The sequence below is a fragment of the Catellicoccus marimammalium M35/04/3 genome (genome assembly GCF_000313915.1).
Lineage (GTDB): Bacteria > Bacillota > Bacilli > Lactobacillales > Catellicoccaceae > Catellicoccus > Catellicoccus marimammalium.
This window is the reverse complement of record NZ_AMYT01000011.1, coordinates 97,342-116,750: the sequence shown is the minus strand read 5'-3', so window position 1 is coordinate 116,750 and position 19,409 is coordinate 97,342. Positions and strand designations below refer to the sequence as shown.

The following is a 19,409-nucleotide window of genomic DNA, read 5'->3' as shown; positions in this document are numbered from 1 at the left end:
TGCTTACTCCCTTGGGAAAAATTCTTGATAAATCTTGGCCATTCTTTGTTTTGTTACATGGGTATAAATTTGCGTAGTTGAAATGCTCGCGTGTCCTAATAATTCTTGAACCATACGTAAATCTGCTCCATTTTCTAATAAATGAGTCGCAAAACTATGGCGTAACGTATGCGGAGTAACATTTTTTTTAATTCCTGCATCTCGCACAATCGCTTTAATATTTTTCCAAATTCCTTGTCGAGTTAATGGTCTACCATGAGCATTAACAAATACTTCAGGCACTTCTCCTTTAACTAATCGTGGTCTAGCCTCAGAAAAATAACGTTCCAACCAACGTACGGCTACATCTCCAATCGGGATAATTCTCTCTTTATTTCCTTTCCCAATGGTTTGAATAAAGCCCATTGCTAAATGAAGTTCTTTTTGTTGTAAATGAATTAATTCCGATACTCGTAATCCTGTCGCATACATCACTTCCAAAATCGCACGATTACGCAATCCTAAAGGGTCTTTTGTATCTGGAGTTTCCAAAATTCGCTCCACTTCTTCTAAGGTCAAAGTATCAGGAAGATGTTGCACTTTTTTTGGTGTATCAATATACTGCATCGGATTTTCTTCAATCCATTTATCTTGTCGCAAAAATAAATAAAACTGACGTAAAGCTGAAATATATCGATTCACTGAACTGGCTGCATAGTTTTCTTTTTTTTCTTCTAAAAACGCTAAAATATCGGTTCTTGTCACTTCCGACCATTTTGTTTTCTTTTTTTCTTGCATCGCTTGCATAAAATGCAAAAGGTCTCTTTGATAGCTTTCTAATGTATTTTTAGATAACCCTTTTTCTACTTTTAAAAAATGTAAGTAATCTAAAATTGCTTCTTCCATTATTTTTCCTCTTTTTTATGCTTACAATCTGCACAGACTCCATATAATGATAAAGGATGATCTTCTAAATAAAACTCATACTTATCTCGAATCACACGATCAAGCATGCTTAATAAATCATCATCTAATTCAATAATTTTTCCACATTCAGTACAAAACAAATGATGATGAGCACGATTTAAGCTTTCTTTTCGCCACTCATAGCGAACAATATGATCGCCAAAGGATACTTTATCTACGACTTTAATATCATAAAGAATATCCATTGTTCGATATACAGTTGCTAGTCCAATATTCAAATTTTGACGTTTTAAAATAGAATAGATATCTTCCACAGATAAATGATCTCTAGTATGTAATAACACACGAATAATTTCTTCTCGCTGTGGTGTCAGCTTATATCCATGTTGATGTAAATAGCTTTGAATGGTCGTTAATAACACTGGATTTTCCTTTTTATCCATCTTACTCCTCTTTCAAATAAATCCAACCATCTTTTTGGTAGACTTTTCCTTCTTTCAATAATTTTCCTAATGCTCGTTTAAATTGTCCTTTACTAATAGCAAATTGTTTTTGAATTTCCTCTGGGGTAGAGCGGTCACTAAAAGGAAGAGCTCCTAATGGAGATTGCTCTAAAAAAGTCATAATCATTGCCGCATCTGGTGCAATTACTTCGTGCGCCCTTGGTTTTAAACTTAAATTTAAAACACCATCAGGACGAACACCAATTACTCGAGCAGAAACTCTTTCTCCTAATCTTGGCTCTACATAGCGCTCACTTGGATGAATAAATCCTAATTGATATTGTGTAGTTAAGACGTAAGTTCCTACCAATTTAGGTTGTACTACAATGGCCTCTACATTTTGATTATGTTCTTCTTTTGTACCACGACGGGTTACAGAGCGAATGACATTTTCACTGGCTAATTTTCCCCATACACGCTCTTTTTCATCGACTGTTAAAGAAATCATCAAATGATCCCCTTCTTTAGGCCATAATTGAGTTAATGCTGGTAAATCATCACAAGATACAACAATATCTTTATCTGGTAAGCCAATATTAACAAAGACTCCTAGATCTTTACGTACTTTTGTTACCACACCAAAGGCATAATGCTTTTGACGGATACGAGGGATTTTTGTCGTCATTTTTAATTGACCTTTTTGGTTACGGTAAACAAATCCCTCTACATGATCTCCTAAACGATGTTCCCCTTCATTTTTACTTAATTGATAAGTAATTCCTTTTTTTTGAACAAAATAATCTTTTTCATTTTCATCGGTAACCATTCCGACAATTACAGTCGCAATCTCTGTATTCAATATGCTTTCTCCTTCGATTTTATCTTCTTTTTATTTTATCATAATTTCCGCTTGCCCTCCATGTTCGAATCCATGGAAAAAGAGGAGTTGTCGCTCCTCTTATATCATATTATTCTTAATTACTACTCCATTAACTAAGCTTAAAACAAAAGCGGTCAATAAGGCAGACCAAAAACTAGAAAATTGGATACCACTTACAAAGAAACTGGTTAATTCTAACATTCCAGCATTAATAATAAAACTAAATAAACCAAAAGTAAGTAAGGTTAATGGTAGTGTTAAAAGGTTTAGGATGGGTGCAATAAACATATTTAAAAAAGCAAGCACAAAAGCAGCTAATATTGCATACCATAAACTTTCTACATGAACCATAGAGGGAAATAATACTGTCAATGAAATAAAAGTTAATACATTGACAATAATTCTTTGAATCAATGACATAGTATATCCTTTCTTTTCTTTCGATATGGATTCGAATTTATCATATCGTTATCTTACTATAATTTTCTCCCTCTGTCTAAAAACAAAATAAATAAGAGGGGAAAACCCCTCTTATTTTTTATTCTTCTGTTGTAATTAGCCCATATTTTTTATCTTTACGACGATATACGATGCTTACTCCACCGTGATCTACATCTTCAAAGATAAAGAAATCGTGACCTAACATATTCATTTGCAAAATTGCTTCTTCACTATCCATTGGTTTTACATTGACATGTTTTGTACGAACAATATCAAATTGTTTTTCTTCTTCCCATTCATCAGCTTCTTCTTGGGCAGCTAATACTTCTAAGTTATGTAAATGTTCAGAAAATTTCTCTTTTTCACGCATTTTGCGGTTAATTTTTGTTTTATATTTGCGTAATTGACGTTCTAGTTTATCTACTACTAAATCAATTCCACTATATAAATCAGGATTCATTTCCTCTGCACGTAGAGTTAAATAAGGTAATGGTAACGTTACTTCAATTTTTGTAGAACGTTCAGGATACACACGAAGATTTACATGTGCTGTTGCTTCTGGAACTTGATTAAAATAACGAGTTAATTTATCAATTTTCTTTTCCACATAAGCACGAATTGCATCTGTAACTTCAATATTTTCTCCACGAATGACATATTTAAACATACACCAAAACTCCCTTCAATGGATAGAATAGAAAGAGTTGTAACCCCTTTCTTTCTACCTTCATTATAGAAAATTATGACATAAACCTCAAATAATTTGTCTTATGCTCGCCATAAAGAAAAACTAACTACTTCCTTGGCTCCCCCTTTTTGTAAACAATCATAACCATAAGTAATCGTACGTCCAGTAGTATAAATATCATCCACAAGACAAATTTTTTTATCTTTCACGACACTACCCTCTTTTAAAGCAAACATATATGGAGTTTTTAAACGTTCCGCTTTATTTTTTAATCCCTGTGTTTCTTCATGGATTTTTTCTAAAAAAGAACAATAAGAAAGATGACTAAATTCTAATAATCCTTCTACTTGAGAAAAACCACGTTGTTCTCGTTTTGCTTTTGTTAAAGGAATCGGACATAAAATAAATCCTTCTTTTTGGTAGGAATGTAATGCAATATAGATTTCTTTTTGAAAACAATGACGCAAGGAATACTCACCTTTAATCTTATAACGTTCCATAAATTCTCTTCCCCAGTCATCATAGTAATAAAGAGAGTGATGTTGTAAGTGATATTGCTCCCGCCAAAGTTCGCATTCTTGACAGGGCACCTCTCGATGTCCACAATATGGGCAACGTTCTTCTTTTGCATCTACTTTCTGCAATGCTTGAGAACAATTAGGACATAACGAAGCTTGTCCTAAAAAAGGATGGAACAGTAAGTCTTTTATTGAATAACTAGGATGATACTCTTGTTTACAAAATAGACATTTCATGTTTTAATTTCTCTCCTTTCTTATTATTATCCATAATTTCCTTTTTCGCTTTTTGCATTGCTATGGTTTCCCCTTCTGACCAAAAGATAACCTTTCCTGTAGCAAAATCTTTTTTCCTTCCTGCACGTCCTGCAATTTGCACTAACACTTCTCTTTTAAAATTAGGATGCTCTGCATGCATGACCCAAACATCGATGTTGGAAAAAGTTACTCCGCGTTCTAAAATCATTGTCGTTAATAAAAGATCATACTTTTCTTGGTAAAAGTCTTGAATTTTTTCTCCTCGCTGTTGATCTTTACTATGAACACAAGCAATCTTTAAATTAGGAAAACACTTTTCCCAAGTCAAAAATTCTGCTTCTAGTTGATAAATACTAGGATAAAAAACTAAAACCCGTCGTGTAGTCTTCTTTAATTGATCTTTGATTTTCTTTTTATAATACCACTTTTGCCATCCTTTTTTAGGGAAAAATATAAATTGAGGAACAGGTAAGGGTTGTAGATGATAACGTAATGGAAGATGGCATTTTGGATAAGTGCTCAATTCTTGATTCATCGTGGCCGTCATAAAAAGAATTTTCCCATCGGGTTGACAAGCATGGTCTACCATTGCATGTAGCAAAGTATTATTAGCAAAAGGAAAAGCATCTGCTTCATCTACAATAATCAAATCAAAAGCTTGATAAAAATGTATACATTGGGGAATGGAACAAACTACAAACTCACTAAGAAAATAATCATGGCATTCGCCATATAAAATAGGAATAGGAATCATTGGAAAAGCTGCGGAAAAACGTTGATATAATTCTTTAATTACATCCACTCGTGGTGAAACATAAGCAATTCGTTTTCCTCTTTGTAATTCTTGTTCTAAAAGGAGAAATAACATTTCTGTTTTCCCAGCTCCAGTAACCGCAAATAAAACCATTCGTTCCTCTTTTTGATAAAGTCTCAATAAGTCATTGGCTGTCTTTTGTTGATAAGGAGAAAGCGATCCTTGCCAAGCACAAGAAATCTGTAATTGTTGCTTTTTATTTTTAGGAAAAGGACAACGTAGAATTTGATCTTGATTCGTTATTCTTCCATAAGAAATACAATGTGGACAATAGAATTTTCCATTGGGTAACGTTGCTTCTTCTTTATTTGTCCATTGATGACAAAAATGACAATAGATTTTATTCTCTTTTATTTCTAGTGCTGGAATCTGTTCTACTGCATAATAATAAGGATAAAAGACCTTTTTTCTTGTTAAAATAAATCTTCTCTTTTCTTTTGTTGGCTCTTTTTTCCATTGATGACCTAACATAAAAATCCCTCCACTCTTCTATACGAAAGTAAAGGGATTTTTGTTTTTAAAGAAGAGGAGGTGAAACAGGAACTTCGATTTCTTGAACTTCTCCCCAACAAAGACGAATTTTTGAAGCAAAACGTTCTTCAATAGATTGACAAAAGTTTTCTTCTTCTTCGACATCAATCATTAAATGAGTAGAAACCTCTGTTGTATAAGTAGTATCTACAATTACATATTGATTTTGAGATAAATAATATTGCAAAGAATCAATCAAAGCATACTCATAAGATAGTGTTACCTCTTTTTGCCATTTTTTCTCAACAATAATCGCCTGTTCTAATGCTTCTTTTGTTGCTTGGCAATAAGCACGAATCAATCCACCTTTTCCTAGTTTGATTCCCCCAAAGTAACGAACAACAATGGCAACAATATTTGTCAGTTCTCCTTTTTGTAAAACTTCTAAAATAGGCATTCCCGCAGTACCTGCTGGTTCCCCATCATCATTACTTCTTTGAATTTCTTGTTTATCTCCTAAAATAAAAGCACTACAATGATGATTTGCTTTCCATTCCTCTTTTTTATGTTTTTGAATATATTCTTTTGCTTCTTCTTCTGTTTGAACCGGATAAAGGTAACAAATAAAACGAGAATGTTTAATTTCAATTTCCGCTTGAGCTGGTTTTTGTATACTGTACATCTAACTATTTCTCCAATACAAATTCAAAACGATGGGCTGCATATTTACTACGAACATATTCTAGTGGACGCCCATCTTTTAAAAAGGTAGTTTGTCTCAATTGTAAAATTGGCTCTCCAACTTTTAATTCTAAAAGATCCGCAATTTTATCTGAAGCTAAAGAAGCTGTAATATGTTGCACCGCTTTTCCAAGGCGTAAGTTCTCTTTTTTAGCTAACGTTGCATACAAAGAAGAACTAATTTCTGTTTTATCTAAATTCATAATAAATTCGTAGGGAATACTTGTGGTCTCTACGCAAATCGGAATTTCATTCGCATAACGAATACGCTCCATACGAACAATTTTATCTTCACCATCAATCTGAAGCGCCTCTTGTTCTTGTAAATTTGGTTTGACCACTTTATAAAACACAGTTTTACTAGAAGGAATTTTTCCTTGATTTTCAATAATCTCTGTAAAACTTGTAATTCCAGACATTTTTTCTTGTACTTTTTGGCTGGCGACATAAGTTCCTGAACCTACTTTACGTTCCAATATTCCTTCATCTGCTAAGGTTTGGATGGCTTGACGTAAAGTCATACGACTAACTGAAAATTGTTCCGCTAAAATTCTTTCCGCTGGCAAACGATCTCCTACTTGCCATTTCCCTTCTTCAATACATTGCTGAATCTGATCATGAATACGCATATAAATCGGTGTTGATTCTGACATAATGCTCCCCTTCGATCCTCTCATTTTTTCTACAAAAAAAATACACCCTCGAAACCAAGGATGTAGCAGACTGGGGTAGCTGGATTCGAACCAACGCATGAGGGAGTCAAAGTCCCTTGCCTTACCGCTTGGCTATACCCCAAAATAAATTATAAACTGGGGTAGCTGGATTCGAACCAACGCATGAGGGAGTCAAAGTCCCTTGCCTTACCGCTTGGCTATACCCCAATCAATGGAGGAGAGTGGATTCGAACCACTGAACCCGAAGGAACGGATTTACAGTCCGTCGCGTTTAGCCACTTCGCTACTCCTCCCTAATTTAGAGAATATATTCTATTTTCTAACTGGGGTAGCTGGATTCGAACCAACGCATGAGGGAGTCAAAGTCCCTTGCCTTACCGCTTGGCTGAACCACTGAACCCGAAGGAACGGATTTACAGTCCGTCGCGTTTAGCCACTTCGCTACTCCTCCCTTTGTCCTGTCGTATCAACCTGACTCCTATATAATAACTGTTATTTTATTATTTGGCAAGACTTTTTTGTAATTTTTTTTGAAAAAAATTTTATTGATGTAAATTCCACTCTTTTAATAGGTATTCAATCCCATCTGAAAAATTACGAACACGCATTGTTGTTTTTTCTGGTTCAACAGTTACTTCAAAATTCCCATCTAAATCAACAATTGTTCCCATACATTTTTTTCCTAACCAAAATTCAGAAGCTGAATAATTTTTTCCATCACGTTGGATTGTTACTGATTTTTCCATTACTTCTAAATCTTTATTTTTTTTGCTCATGTTTTAACTCCTCTTGAATATGTTCTTTTGTATATGGACCATGATAGCATTCATCATGATTACGAAAAATACTGAATTTTAAAGGCACGTAATCAATACCTCCTTTTATGAAAGGATGACAACGTAAAATTCTAGCAACTCCCATTATACCACCTTTTATCACTCCGTGCACTTGAATCGCGTCTACCATATATTGAGAACATGTTGGATAATAACGACAACGTCGAGGTAATCCAGGAGAAATATACTTTTGGTAAAAAAAGATTAATTTTAACACAATTTTTTTGAGCATATCTTCTCTTCCTTTCTAAAAGAAAAAGGAGAAGCTTAACTTCTCCAAAAATCAAAAATATGTTGCCAAGTATCCCATTGAAAGATTGAGGACCATGATCCTTTTCCGACTACAACAAATCCTACAACCACTCCAATAAGAAATAAAAGAATGAAGATGACTAAAATAAGAAGTAGTCGTTGTAAAAAGCGTTTATTTCTTGTTTTCATTGGTCAACCTTTTATTTTTCGTCTGGATTCACGCGTTCGATATCTGCTCCTAGATCTTTTAATTTATTATGGAAATCATAGTAACCACGATCTAAAAATTCTAAGTGTGTTACTTTTGTTTCTCCTTCTGCGCATAATCCTAATAAAATCAAAGCTGCTGCTGCACGTAAGTCCGTAGCTTCAACTTCTGTTCCTTGTAATGGATTTCCTCCATCAATATGAGCAACATTTCCATCGATAGTAAATTGTGCGCCCATACGTGCCATTTGTGTTAAATGTTGGAAACGATTTTCAAACACAGTTTCAGTAATTTTACTTGGACCTTCTGCAATTAATTGAATAGCAGACATTTGTGCTTGCATATCTGTTGGGAAACCTGGATGTGGCATGGTTTGGATCGTTGTTCCTTCTAATTTTTCTGGACCAATAACACGAACTCCTTGTTCTTCTTGTTCAATCGTAGCACCCATCTCTTTTAATTTAGAAATTAATGGAACGTTATGTTCAACAATCGCATCTTCAATTAATACATTTCCTTTTGTCATTGCAGCTGCAATCATGAAAGTACCTGCTTCAATACGGTCTTGAACGACATTATATTCTACGCCATGTAAAGAAGATACCCCAGTTACACGAATCGTATCTGTTCCTGCTCCACGCACTTTTGCACCCATTTTATTTAATAAGTTTGCTAAATCAACGATTTCTGGCTCACGAGCAGCATTTTCTAAAATTGTTTCTCCTTCTGCTAAAACGGCAGCCATTAAAATATTTTGCGTAGCTCCAACACTTGGGAAATCTAAGTAAATATGTGCTCCATGTAAATGATCAGCTTTCGCTTCAATATAACCCGCTGTTTGAGTAATTGTTGCTCCTAAAGCTTCAAATCCTTTTAAGTGTAAGTCGATTGGACGTTTACCAATTGCACAACCTCCTGGCATTGCTACTTTAGCATGACCATTACGTGCTAATAAAGAACCCATAACAACAATAGAAGCACGCATTTGACTAACATATTCATATGGAGTTTCTACTAATAATTGTTTAGTAGCATCAATGACCATAGTATTTTCTTCACGATCAAATTCAATATCTACATTTAAAGCACGAATAATTTGTTCCATAATTAGAACATCAGACAAGATAGGAACATTATGTAAAATTGTTTTTCCTTCAGAAGCTAACAATGTTGCTGCCAAAATGGGAAGAACTGCATTTTTAGCTCCTTCAATTTTTACGTTACCTTCTAATGGATGTCCTCCGCGCACTAAAATATATTCCATCTTCATAACTCCTTCTAGACGATCTTTTTTCATTTCCATTTATCTTATTTCATTTTTTACTTTACGAAAGTGAATACAAAATTTTTAAATAACTGTATCACTTGCAAGAAGAAAGAACTTACTGTAAAACCAATGGCTATTGATAACAATAAATACAGTATTCGAATCTGTTTAGCATATCCCTTTTTAAAACATTTTTCCAAACGTAAAGATTGCAATGCCCAAAAGGTTAAATAAATAAACATTAGATGACATAAAATATAAACCATTGCTTCAAAGCCATAAACCATATCATCCCTCCTTCTAGTACCGCCTTTCATTTTATCATAGTATGTAACAAATGAAAATAAAAAAAGCACTCCTTATAAGAAGGAAAGAAAAAGTTTCACTAAATTCTCTCCTTTTATAAAGAGTACCTTATTATTTATTAACGATGTCTTGATACATTAATACGATTAATGGCACGATGGAGCGCAATTTCTGCTCGACGATATTCATCAACATCTTTCGCTTCTTTTGCTCTTGCAACAGCTTCTTCGGCACGAATCTTAGCTCGTTCTGCACGTGACACATCAATATCACGTTCCCGTTCTGCAGAATCAGCGACGATAGATACTAGATTATCACGCATTTCTAAAATTCCACCATTTACAGCAATCCAATCTACGTGCTTATCACTATCACAACGCTTAATTCGAACAACGTCAATGTCCAATGGAGCGATAATTGGAGCATGGTTAGCCATCAATCCAATTTCACCATCAACAGTTTTCGCAATCACCATTTTTGCATGGTGGTCGTATACTAAACCATCAGGTGTAACAATATTGACGATCATCATATGTTCATCCATACGCTTCCCTCACTAATATCCAATTTTTTTCGCTTTTTCTACAACTTCATCGATAGAACCAATATTACGGAAAGCTTCTTCAGGGTAATGATCATATTTTCCTTCCAAGATTTCTTTAAATCCACGAACAGTTTCTTTAACTGGAACATAAGAACCTTTCAAACCAGTGAAAGTTTCAGCTACGTGGAAGTTTTGAGATAAGAAGAATTGAATACGACGTGCACGTCCAACTAATACTTTTTCTTCGTCAGAAAGTTCATCCATACCTAAAATCGCAATGATATCTTGCAATTCACGGTAACGTTGTAAAATATGTTGAACTTGAGTCGCTACTTCGTAATGTTCTTTACCAACAATTTCTGGTGCTAACGCACTAGAAGAAGAAGCCAATGGATCGACCGCTGGATAAATCCCTTGGGCTGCTAAACTACGTTCCAAGTTTGTCGTTGCATCTAAGTGTGCAAAGGCTGTAGCTGGCGCTGGGTCTGTGTAGTCATCCGCTGGTACGTAAATCGCTTGAATAGAAGTGATAGAACCTTGTTTTGTTGAAGTGATACGTTCTTGTAATTGACCCATTTCTGTAGCTAATGTAGGTTGGTATCCTACGGCTGAAGGCATACGACCTAATAAGGCAGATACTTCAGAACCAGCTTGAGTGAAACGGAAAATATTATCGATGAATAGTAACACATCTTGATGTTCTACATCACGGAAATATTCAGCAATCGTTAACCCTGTTAAGGCAACACGCATACGTGCTCCTGGTGGCTCATTCATTTGTCCAAAGACCATGGCTGTTTTGTTAATAACTCCAGATTCACTCATTTCATGGTATAAGTCGTTCCCTTCACGAGTACGTTCTCCTACACCAGTGAAAACAGAGATACCCCCATGTTCTTGTGCAATATTATGAATTAATTCTTGAATTAAAACGGTTTTACCAACTCCGGCACCACCGAATAAACCGATTTTACCACCTTTTAAGTAAGGAGCTAATAAGTCAATAACCTTAATCCCTGTTTCTAAAATTTCTGTATTTGTGCTTAATTCATCAAAGCTTGGAGCTTTCTTATGAATAGAGCTACGTTCTGTTTCTTTAGGGAATGGTTCTTTTAAGTCGATAGTATCTCCTAAAACATTGAAGACACGACCTAATGTTTCTGTTCCAACAGGTACAGAAATTGGTGCTCCTGTATCTAGAACTTCCATTCCACGTTGTAATCCATCTGTTGATTCCATAGCAATCGTACGAACGATACTATCTCCCAATTCGACAGCTACTTCTAATACTACTTTCTGTTTATCCTCTTCTGAGCCTTTGTAAACATACAAAGCATTATTAATATCAGGTAACGCTGTACGATCAGAGAATTCTACATCCACAACAGGTCCGATTACTTGTACAATTTTCCCTGTGTTCATATCTCTTTGTACTACGAGTTGTAGTTTCTCCTTTCCTATTTCTTCTATTCTAAGGCTGCGGCTCCGCCGACGATTTCTGTAATTTCTTGTGTAATAGAAGATTGGCGTGCTCGGTTATAAGTGATTGATAAATCACTTATAATGTTATGAGCATTATCTGTCGCTGATTTCATCGCTGTCATACGAGCAGCATGTTCAGCAGTTTTAGCATCTAAAATAGCTCCATAAATCATACTTTCTGCATATTGTGGTAATAATTTATCCAAAATCGCATCTTCAGAAGGTTCAAATAAATAGTCCACTTCAAATTCTTGAGCTTCTGTATGATCTAGGTCATTAATAGGTAACATCTTTTCCATGCGATACTGACTTGTCAAAGAGTTAACATGGTGATTGTAGCAAACATATAATTCATCAAAAACTTGATTATGATACATTTGTACTGCACTACGCACAACTTGACGTACTTCATCAAAGTTTGGTTGATCACTTAATCCACGTAATTCATAAGCGACATTATAACCTCGACCTTTGAAAAAGTCAGCTCCATTTCCACCAATTACCATTAAAACACTATCTTCCTTATCGTGTCCTTTTTCTTCCATTACATTCAACGTTTGACGAATTACGGCACTATTATAACCACCAGCTAATCCTTTATCCGTTGTAATTACTAGATATCCAGTCTTTTTAATCTCTCTTTGTCGTAACATACAATGAAATTCCATTCCTTCTTTGGAACTAGAATCTTCAAACTCACTGTGTGAAGCAACAACTTGAGTAGTAATTTGTCGTACTTTATCTGCATAAATTTGGAAATTATATGCAGCTTCTTCAGAACGATTCAATTTGGATCCTGATACCATTTGCATCGCACTGGTAATTTGACTCGTTTTTTTTGTAGATTCAATACGACGTTGAATTTCCATTAAAGAGGCTCCCATTGTCTTCCTCCTTATCCTTTATGTAAAAATAATTCTACATACTCATTTAATAAGCGATCTAAAGTTTCTTCGTCTGGTAAATCTTTTGTTTCTTTAATTACAGATAAGATTTCTGGATTATGTCCTTCTACATAATCAAATAGTCCATTTTGGAAATCTAATACTTGATCCAATTCAATATTATCAATGAATCCATGCGTCAAAGCATAAATAATTAATACTTGTTTTTCTACCGCTAATGGTTGGTGTAATCCTTGTTTTAATACTTCAACGGTACGTTTACCACGATTTAATTTTGCTTGAGTCGCTTCATCTAAGTCTGAACCAAATTGAGTAAAGGCTTCTAATTCATGGTAACTTGCTAAGTCCAAACGTAAAGTACCAGCAACTTTTTTCATTGCTTTAATTTGCGCAGATCCCCCTACACGAGATACGGATAAACCAGCATCAATCGCAGGACGAACTCCAGAATAGAACAAATCATTTTCTAAGAAGATTTGTCCATCAGTAATAGAAATTACGTTTGTTGGAATATAAGCAGAAATATCTCCTGCTTGTGTTTCAACAACAGGCAAGGCTGTCATTGAACCGCCACCTAATTCATCATTTAATTTGGCAGCACGTTCTAATAAACGAGAATGCAAGTAGAATACATCCCCTGGATAAGCTTCACGTCCTGGCGGACGACGTAGTAATAGGGAAATTTCACGATAAGCGGCAGCTTGTTTTGACAAGTCATCATATACCACTAATACATGTTTTCCGTTATACATAAATTCTTCACCCATTGCAGCTCCAGCATAAGGTGCTAGATATAGTAATGGGGCTGGTTGAGAAGCACTTGCAGTTACAACAATTGTGTAATCCATTGCTCCATGTTGACGTAAAGTTTCTACAGCAGAACGAACCGTAGATTCTTTTTGCCCAATTGCTACATAGATACAAATCATATCTTGATCTTTTTGATTTAAAATTGCATCTACTGCAATTGATGTTTTCCCTGTTTTACGGTCCCCAATGATTAATTCACGTTGTCCACGACCAATTGGAACTAAAGCGTCAATCGCTTTCCATCCTGTTTGTAATGGTTCTGTTACAGATTTACGTTGCATAACTCCAGGAGCTTTTGCTTCTACTGGACGAGTCTTTTCAGTAACGATAGGTCCTTCACCATCTACGGGTTGACCTAATGGATTGACAACACGTCCAATTAAGCTTTCTCCAACGGGTACTTCCATAATTTTGCCTGTGCGAGATACTTTATCTCCTTCACGAATAGATTCATAATCACCTAAAATAATGATACCAACATCATTGGATTCTAAGTTTTGAGCCATACCGTATGCGCCATTTTCAAAAGCTAATAGCTCACCACTCATGGCATTATCTAAACCATTTGCACGGGCAATGCCATCACCAATATAAGTTACTGTACCTACTTCATCTACTGAGAGTACTTCTTTATAATTGGCAATCTGTTCTTTAATTAATGTACTAATTTCTTCAGCATTCATGCCCACACGTTTCTCCCCTCTATTGTAATTATGCCTCTAGCATAAGTGCTTTTGACATCATTTGAATTCTCTTTTGTAATGTACGATCAATTACATAATGGTTTGCTTCAATTTTGATGCCACCAATAATACTCGTATCAATTACATTTTCTAAATGCGCATGTTCATAACCTAAAATTTGTGCTGTTTCTTTCTCGATTTTTTCTAATTGTTCTTTAGAAAGAGGAAGAACACTCCAAACTTTTCCGGTAATAATGTGTTGCGCTTCGGCTAAACGATTCGCAAAGTCTGCAATCATTTCGGGAACTTCTGCCCAACGTTGATGAGATTGTACTACTTCAAGAAAAGAAGTAACTATCCCTCCTGTTTGTGCTACTAATGGTTGCATCATTTGATTTTTATCTTCTGCTGATAATTGAGCAGAAGATAAACAAGCTTGCAACTTTGGAGTTGTTGCATACACTTCTTGAATCGTTTGTAATTGTTGATAAATTTCTTTGGCATTCCCTTGTTCTACTGCAAGATCAAAAAGGGCTTTACCATAACGTTTTCCAATTTCATATTTATCGAGTTTCATTATATTCTTCCAACCCTTCAATACATGAATGGATCAATGCTTGATGTGTTTGCTCATCTAATTCTTTTTCTAAAATTTGTTGTGCAATTTGCAAAGACATACTTGCAATATCAGATTTTACACAAGCATAAGCTTGTTGTTTTTCTAAATCAATTTGTTGTTGCGCACGTTTTTGAATCATTTGCGCTTCTTCTTTAGCACTAGATAAGATTTGTTGACTATTTTTAGATGCTGTATCTTTTGCATCATTAATAATCTTCATTGAATCTTGACGTGCATTTTTCAATTCTGTTTCTCTTTGTCGTTGCAATTCACTTGCTCTTACTCGTGCTTCTTCTGCACTATCTAAATCATTGGCAATTTTATTTGCACGTTCATCAAAAATCTTTGTGATATTTCCCCATGCAAACTTTTTGACACAAAAAATAAGTAATAAGAATGAAATGCTGACAAAAAGGATGTTTCCAATGGTTGTGCTTTGACTAGCTCCTGCAGCAACCAATAATGTTGATGTCATCTTGTCGGGCACTTCCTTTCATATCAATCATTCTTTTTATCTTATAAAAAGATTAATAATAGACCTACAACGACTGCGATAATTGGCACCGCTTCAATCAAACCTACACCGATAAACATTTGTGTTCTTAATTCTTTACTCATTTCTGGTTGACGAGCCATTGATTCAATTGTTTTTGAGATAACGGCACCGTTACCAATACCTGCACCTAATGCTGCACCGAATACGGCAATTGCTGCTGCGATTGTGTTTAAATCCATAATAAATTCCTCCTAAATTAATGCTCCTCGCTAATTTTATGTGACATGTATACCATTGTTAATGTCACAAAGATGAATGCTTGGATAGCTCCGATGAAAATAGAGAATGCTTGCCAAATCATTTCAATAGGAATGGCGATTGGGAACATTGCTCCATTTAGTAATCCAAATTGAGCGATTAAGGTTAATAATACCTCACCGGCAAAAATATTTCCGTATAGACGTAAGCCCAATGTTAAAACGTTAGTAAATTCTTCCAAGATTTTAATTGGTAGTAATCCTGGCATTGGACTCATATAACTCAAACGAACATATTTCTTAAATCCAAATCGTTTCACTGAGACATAACTTGTTAATAAAATCATAATAAAGGCTAAGGTTAAAGTGATGGTTGGATCCGCTGTTGGACTTTTCCAAAAACTTACATCTTCGCCGATGGTAATCTTAGTGGCTAATCCTAGAACGTTGGCTACTAAGATAAATAAGAATAAAACAGAAGCAAAAAGACTAAAAGTCGGTACTTCTTTTTCAGATAAGTTGTCTTTAATGATGTTATTAACAAAATCAATGACATACTCTAAAACATTTTGCTTCCCTTTTGGTCGTAATTTCATATTTCTTGAACATAAGAAGATAAATAGAAATACGATGACACAAGTTAAAGCAATCATTGAACACACGGTACCATCAAAATGAATTCCCAAAATAGAAAATGTCCATGATTGTTCATGCATTCCTTTCACCTCTCTTTCCAATAAATTCGTTGAAAATGAAATTTTATAACTTCTATTTTCACTTTCTAATACTACCATCATTAATTAAAAAAAACAAAAACCAGAGTAAAAAAATGAAACGCTTTCTTTATGCTTCAACTTATTGAAATAAAACAAAAACATCGCGATTTTCCTTTGTTTTCCAAGAGCGATTATCATTTACATTCTCAATAATTTCCGAAAAATTTAAACTTTTCTTAATAATTTAAGATGAGAAATTTTCTCATAAACAAAAAAAGAAGAGGTAAACCCCTCTTCTTAATAACGATTTTTCAATGTACGTTGAATATCTCGCTTCATATCTTTTTCTTTTAAAGCTTCACGCTTGTCATACTGTTTCTTCCCTTTTGCTACACCAATCAAAACTTTAGCAAATCCATCCTTCAAATAAATTTTTAAAGGAACAATAGTAATCCCACTTTGTTTTTGTTCTTCCGCTAACTTTTTAATTTGTTTCTTATGTAATAGTAATTTTCTTGTTCTTAAAGGATCATGGTTAAAAAGATTCCCTTGTTCATAAGGACTAATATGTACATTATATAAGAATGCTTCTTGATTACGTACACGAATAAATCCATCTTTTAAATTTACTCTTCGATTACGAATAGACTTAATTTCTGTTCCTTGCAGAACAATTCCAGCTTCATAAGTTTCTAAAATCGTATAATCATGACGCGCTTTTTTATTTTGCGCAATTACTTGACCTTCCCCTTTTGGCATACTCTTTTCCTACTTTCTTTTCCGTTTTTTCTTCTTCTTCACTACGGTTTCATAAAAGGGTTTCTTTTTCGCTTTTGGTTTATTTTTACTTGATTTCCCTTTTGTACCTTTTTTCTTATCTTTACGCTTACCTTCTATAGTATGTTGTTGGCGTTTTTTCTTCGTTTTCTTTTGTGAACGTCCTTGATGAGGCTGTTTTTCTTTTGGCTGAGCCACATCTCCTACCATTACAAAGTCAATTTCTCTTGTTTCTGGATCTGCCTTTACTAATTTAACTTCTACTTGTTGGCCAATACGATAAGTTCGATGATGTTTCTTTCCAATTAAAACCATTTGATTTTCAAAGAATTCATAATAATCATCCAGGGTAGTCATATGAACTAATCCTTCGATCGTATTTTCCAATTCAACAAATAAACCAAATTTTACTACTGAGCTGATGACTCCAGTAAACGTTTGTCCGACATAAGGCATCATATATTCTGCTTTTTTCATTGCATCTACTTCACGTTCAGCATCTACTGCTACTCGTTCCATCACTGAACTATGACTAGCAATTTCTGGTAAACGTTCTTCCCAATATTCATCACGATGTTGATGATTTAACACATATTCATGAATTAAGCGATGAACCATCAAGTCTGGATAACGACGGATAGGTGAAGTAAAGTGAGTGTAATCTCTCGCTGCTAATCCATAGTGTCCTAATGGTTGTGTGTCATATTTCGCTTGTTGCATACTACGTAAAAGCATTGTATTAATCACTGCTTCTTCTGGAGAACCTTTCACTTCATCTAATAATTTTTGTAAATTTTTAGAATCAATATGGTCTTTTGTTCCTTTTACGGTTAATCCAAAATTTGTAATAAATTCAAAGAAGCGTTGAATTTTTTTCTCATCCGGTTGCTCATGCACACGGTAAATAAAAGGCCAATGATGTTGATTGAAATGATAAGCTACTGTTTCATTTGCAGCTAACATAAAGGATTCAATCATTTTTTCTGAAATTCCACGTTGACGAAGAACAATTTCAGTTGGTTTCCCTTCTTCATCCACTTTGATTTTTGCTTCTGTATCTTCAAAAGAAATAGCGCCACGTTCTTCACGTTTTTTCTCTAAAATTTGATGTAATTCTTTCATCTCTTTAAGCATAGGAACAATCGCTTGGTAGCGTTCATTTAATTCTTTGTCCCCATCTAAAATTTGGTTTACGTGACGGTAAGTCATTCGTTCACAAGTCTTAATGATACTCTTAAAAATTTGATAGCGTAAAATATTTCCTTTAGTATCAATTTCCATTTCACAACTTAAGGTATAACGAGCAACACGAGGATTTAAACTACAAATGCCATTTGATAAACGACGAGGTAACATGGGAATTACTCGGTCTACTAAATAAACACTTGTCCCACGTCCTTGTGCTTCACGATCAATGGCACTATTTTCTTTGACATAATGAGCTACATCGGCAATATGTACTCCTAAAATATAATGTCCTAACTCATTTTTATGTACATGAACCGCATCATCAAAGTCTTTTGTTTCATCTCCATCAATAGTAATAATTTGTTCTTCTCGTAAGTCTCGGCGAGTCTCATCTAAATGATTTTCATCTAATTCAGCTGGGATTTGTGCAGCTTCTTCCAATGTTTCTTTTTGGAACTCTGGATCAATGCCATTAGCTAAGACAATGGATAAAATATCTACTCCAGGGTCATCCTTGTGTCCAATCGTTTCAACAACAGCAACTTCCATCATTTTTTCTGCGGTTGGATAAGAAACAACGTTAGCTAAACAAATACTCCCTTCCTCTGGGTGCAATCCATCACCATTCACTAATATAGGAAGAGATTTTAATTTTTTATCTTGAGGCTCTAACATCGCATAAGATTCTGACCATTCTTCTTTATGCCAATGAATCGTACCGACAATTTCTGTAATTGCTCGATGTAAAATAGATACTACTTTTCCTTCCGCTGCTTTATCTTCCCATGGGTTTGCTGTTTTTGTAATTTCTATTTTTACCGTATCACCATTCATTGCCCAATTGGTTTTACCTTTAGGAATAAAAATATCTGGCTCTTCTTCATCAATGGTTACAAATCCAAACCCACGGTCGTTGGCACGAAAAGTCCCCTCTAAATATACTTCTTCTTGGGGTAAACGTAATTTACCATCATTCATTAATTCGATACAGTGTTCACTTTCTAAAATTGTAATTGTCTTCACTAATTGTTTAAAATCTTTACTTTTTGTTAGATGCAACTGTTGTGACAATTCTTCTACTGTCATCGGTCGTTCTTCTAATAACTGAGTAATCGCTTGTTTTATCTTCATATCGATTCTCCTTTCTGCTCGTTTTTCTTTAGTCTCATCTATTATAACATACCCTAAATCTATCGATTAAAAAAATAAACACCTGAGAAAATCAGGTG

Annotated in this window: 24 protein-coding genes and 4 tRNA genes; all 28 read right to left on the bottom strand. The window is 34.7% G+C overall.

From position 1 onward, the window contains the following. Window positions 1-3: 3 nt before the first annotated feature. Window positions 4-885 (bottom strand): site-specific tyrosine recombinase XerD, encoded by an 882-nt coding sequence (gene xerD / locus C683_RS02200; RefSeq protein WP_009488906.1) that lies wholly within the window; start codon window positions 883-885, stop codon window positions 4-6. Then, window positions 885-1,349, bottom strand: coding sequence for a Fur family transcriptional regulator (locus C683_RS02195; RefSeq protein ID WP_009488904.1), 465 nt, complete (start codon window positions 1,347-1,349; stop codon window positions 885-887). Before C683_RS02195 ends, xerD begins: the two co-directional genes overlap by 1 nt. A gap of 1 nt (window position 1,350) precedes the next feature. Further along, window positions 1,351-2,208: a CvfB family protein gene (locus C683_RS02190; RefSeq protein WP_009488902.1), complete on the bottom strand. Its 858-nt coding sequence runs from the start codon at window positions 2,206-2,208 to the stop codon at window positions 1,351-1,353. Window positions 2,209-2,307: 99 nt separating this feature from the next. Then, the gene (locus tag C683_RS02185) at window positions 2,308-2,649 is read right to left on the bottom strand and encodes a phage holin family protein (protein WP_009488900.1); all 342 of its coding nucleotides are present in this window, start codon (window positions 2,647-2,649) and stop codon (window positions 2,308-2,310) included. A gap of 118 nt (window positions 2,650-2,767) precedes the next feature. After that, complete coding sequence (hpf, locus tag C683_RS02180; protein WP_009488898.1) at window positions 2,768-3,337, bottom strand: ribosome hibernation-promoting factor, HPF/YfiA family; 570 nt, start codon at window positions 3,335-3,337, stop codon at window positions 2,768-2,770. Window positions 3,338-3,438: 101 nt separating this feature from the next. Beyond that, entirely contained in the window at window positions 3,439-4,113 is a 675-nt protein-coding gene (locus C683_RS02175) for a ComF family protein (RefSeq protein ID WP_040388592.1), read from the bottom strand. Then, window positions 4,094-5,419: a helicase-related protein gene (locus C683_RS02170; RefSeq protein ID WP_009488894.1), complete on the bottom strand. Its 1,326-nt coding sequence runs from the start codon at window positions 5,417-5,419 to the stop codon at window positions 4,094-4,096. The genes C683_RS02175 and C683_RS02170 overlap by 20 nt, the downstream gene beginning before the upstream one ends. 46 nt (window positions 5,420-5,465) lie before the next feature. Further along, window positions 5,466-6,101 (bottom strand): YigZ family protein, encoded by a 636-nt coding sequence (locus C683_RS02165; RefSeq protein ID WP_009488892.1) that lies wholly within the window; start codon window positions 6,099-6,101, stop codon window positions 5,466-5,468. Window positions 6,102-6,105: 4 nt separating this feature from the next. Then, window positions 6,106-6,813 carry a GntR family transcriptional regulator gene (locus C683_RS02160; protein ID WP_009488890.1) on the bottom strand — a complete coding sequence of 236 codons (708 nt, stop codon included), beginning with the start codon at window positions 6,811-6,813 and terminating at the stop codon, window positions 6,106-6,108. 70 nt (window positions 6,814-6,883) lie between these two features. Next, window positions 6,884-6,955 (bottom strand) — tRNA-Gln (locus C683_RS02155). 14 nt (window positions 6,956-6,969) lie between these two features. Next, window positions 6,970-7,041, bottom strand: a tRNA-Gln gene (locus C683_RS02150). Window positions 7,042-7,046: 5 nt separating this feature from the next. Beyond that, window positions 7,047-7,127: transfer RNA gene (locus tag C683_RS02145), tRNA-Tyr, on the bottom strand. A 31-nt stretch (window positions 7,128-7,158) separates the two neighbouring features. Continuing rightward, a tRNA-Gln gene (locus C683_RS02140) sits at window positions 7,159-7,228 on the bottom strand. Window positions 7,229-7,376: 148 nt separating this feature from the next. Next, the gene (locus C683_RS02135) at window positions 7,377-7,610 is read right to left on the bottom strand and encodes a DUF2969 family protein (RefSeq protein WP_009488888.1); all 234 of its coding nucleotides are present in this window, start codon (window positions 7,608-7,610) and stop codon (window positions 7,377-7,379) included. Continuing rightward, complete coding sequence (gene yidD / locus C683_RS02130) at window positions 7,594-7,902, bottom strand: membrane protein insertion efficiency factor YidD (RefSeq protein WP_040388591.1); 309 nt, start codon at window positions 7,900-7,902, stop codon at window positions 7,594-7,596. Before yidD ends, C683_RS02135 begins: the two co-directional genes overlap by 17 nt. A 35-nt stretch (window positions 7,903-7,937) precedes the next feature. Next, on the bottom strand, window positions 7,938-8,111 hold the full coding sequence (locus C683_RS06465) for a DNA-directed RNA polymerase subunit beta (protein ID WP_009488884.1): 174 nt from the start codon (window positions 8,109-8,111) through the stop codon (window positions 7,938-7,940). Between the two features lie 11 nt (window positions 8,112-8,122). Next, window positions 8,123-9,394: a UDP-N-acetylglucosamine 1-carboxyvinyltransferase gene (gene murA, locus C683_RS02125; RefSeq protein ID WP_040388606.1), complete on the bottom strand. Its 1,272-nt coding sequence runs from the start codon at window positions 9,392-9,394 to the stop codon at window positions 8,123-8,125. Between the two features lie 56 nt (window positions 9,395-9,450). After that, entirely contained in the window at window positions 9,451-9,663 is a 213-nt protein-coding gene (locus C683_RS02120; RefSeq protein WP_425277607.1) for a DUF1146 family protein, read from the bottom strand. A 158-nt stretch (window positions 9,664-9,821) separates the two neighbouring features. Then, window positions 9,822-10,247, bottom strand: a complete 426-nt coding sequence (locus C683_RS02115; protein WP_009488880.1) for a F0F1 ATP synthase subunit epsilon — start codon at window positions 10,245-10,247, stop codon at window positions 9,822-9,824. Between the two features lie 12 nt (window positions 10,248-10,259). Beyond that, on the bottom strand, window positions 10,260-11,669 hold the full coding sequence (atpD, locus tag C683_RS02110; protein WP_009488878.1) for a F0F1 ATP synthase subunit beta: 1,410 nt from the start codon (window positions 11,667-11,669) through the stop codon (window positions 10,260-10,262). Between the two features lie 44 nt (window positions 11,670-11,713). Beyond that, window positions 11,714-12,613, bottom strand: a complete 900-nt coding sequence (locus C683_RS02105) for a F0F1 ATP synthase subunit gamma (protein ID WP_009488876.1) — start codon at window positions 12,611-12,613, stop codon at window positions 11,714-11,716. Between the two features lie 11 nt (window positions 12,614-12,624). After that, complete coding sequence (atpA, locus tag C683_RS02100) at window positions 12,625-14,133, bottom strand: F0F1 ATP synthase subunit alpha (protein WP_040388589.1); 1,509 nt, start codon at window positions 14,131-14,133, stop codon at window positions 12,625-12,627. Between the two features lie 22 nt (window positions 14,134-14,155). After that, window positions 14,156-14,704: an ATP synthase F1 subunit delta gene (gene atpH, locus C683_RS02095; RefSeq protein WP_009488872.1), complete on the bottom strand. Its 549-nt coding sequence runs from the start codon at window positions 14,702-14,704 to the stop codon at window positions 14,156-14,158. Continuing rightward, window positions 14,691-15,221: a F0F1 ATP synthase subunit B gene (atpF, locus tag C683_RS02090; protein WP_009488870.1), complete on the bottom strand. Its 531-nt coding sequence runs from the start codon at window positions 15,219-15,221 to the stop codon at window positions 14,691-14,693. Before atpF ends, atpH begins: the two co-directional genes overlap by 14 nt. A gap of 41 nt (window positions 15,222-15,262) precedes the next feature. Further along, window positions 15,263-15,481, bottom strand: a complete 219-nt coding sequence (gene atpE / locus C683_RS02085; RefSeq protein ID WP_009488868.1) for a F0F1 ATP synthase subunit C — start codon at window positions 15,479-15,481, stop codon at window positions 15,263-15,265. Window positions 15,482-15,498: 17 nt separating this feature from the next. Further along, entirely contained in the window at window positions 15,499-16,215 is a 717-nt protein-coding gene (gene atpB / locus C683_RS02080; protein ID WP_040388588.1) for a F0F1 ATP synthase subunit A, read from the bottom strand. Window positions 16,216-16,512: 297 nt separating this feature from the next. Then, complete coding sequence (gene smpB / locus C683_RS02075; protein WP_009488864.1) at window positions 16,513-16,974, bottom strand: SsrA-binding protein SmpB; 462 nt, start codon at window positions 16,972-16,974, stop codon at window positions 16,513-16,515. A gap of 9 nt (window positions 16,975-16,983) precedes the next feature. Beyond that, a complete protein-coding gene (rnr, locus tag C683_RS02070) occupies window positions 16,984-19,311 on the bottom strand; it encodes a ribonuclease R (RefSeq protein WP_009488862.1) in 2,328 nt (775 codons plus the stop codon). Window positions 19,312-19,409 lie beyond the last annotated feature (98 nt).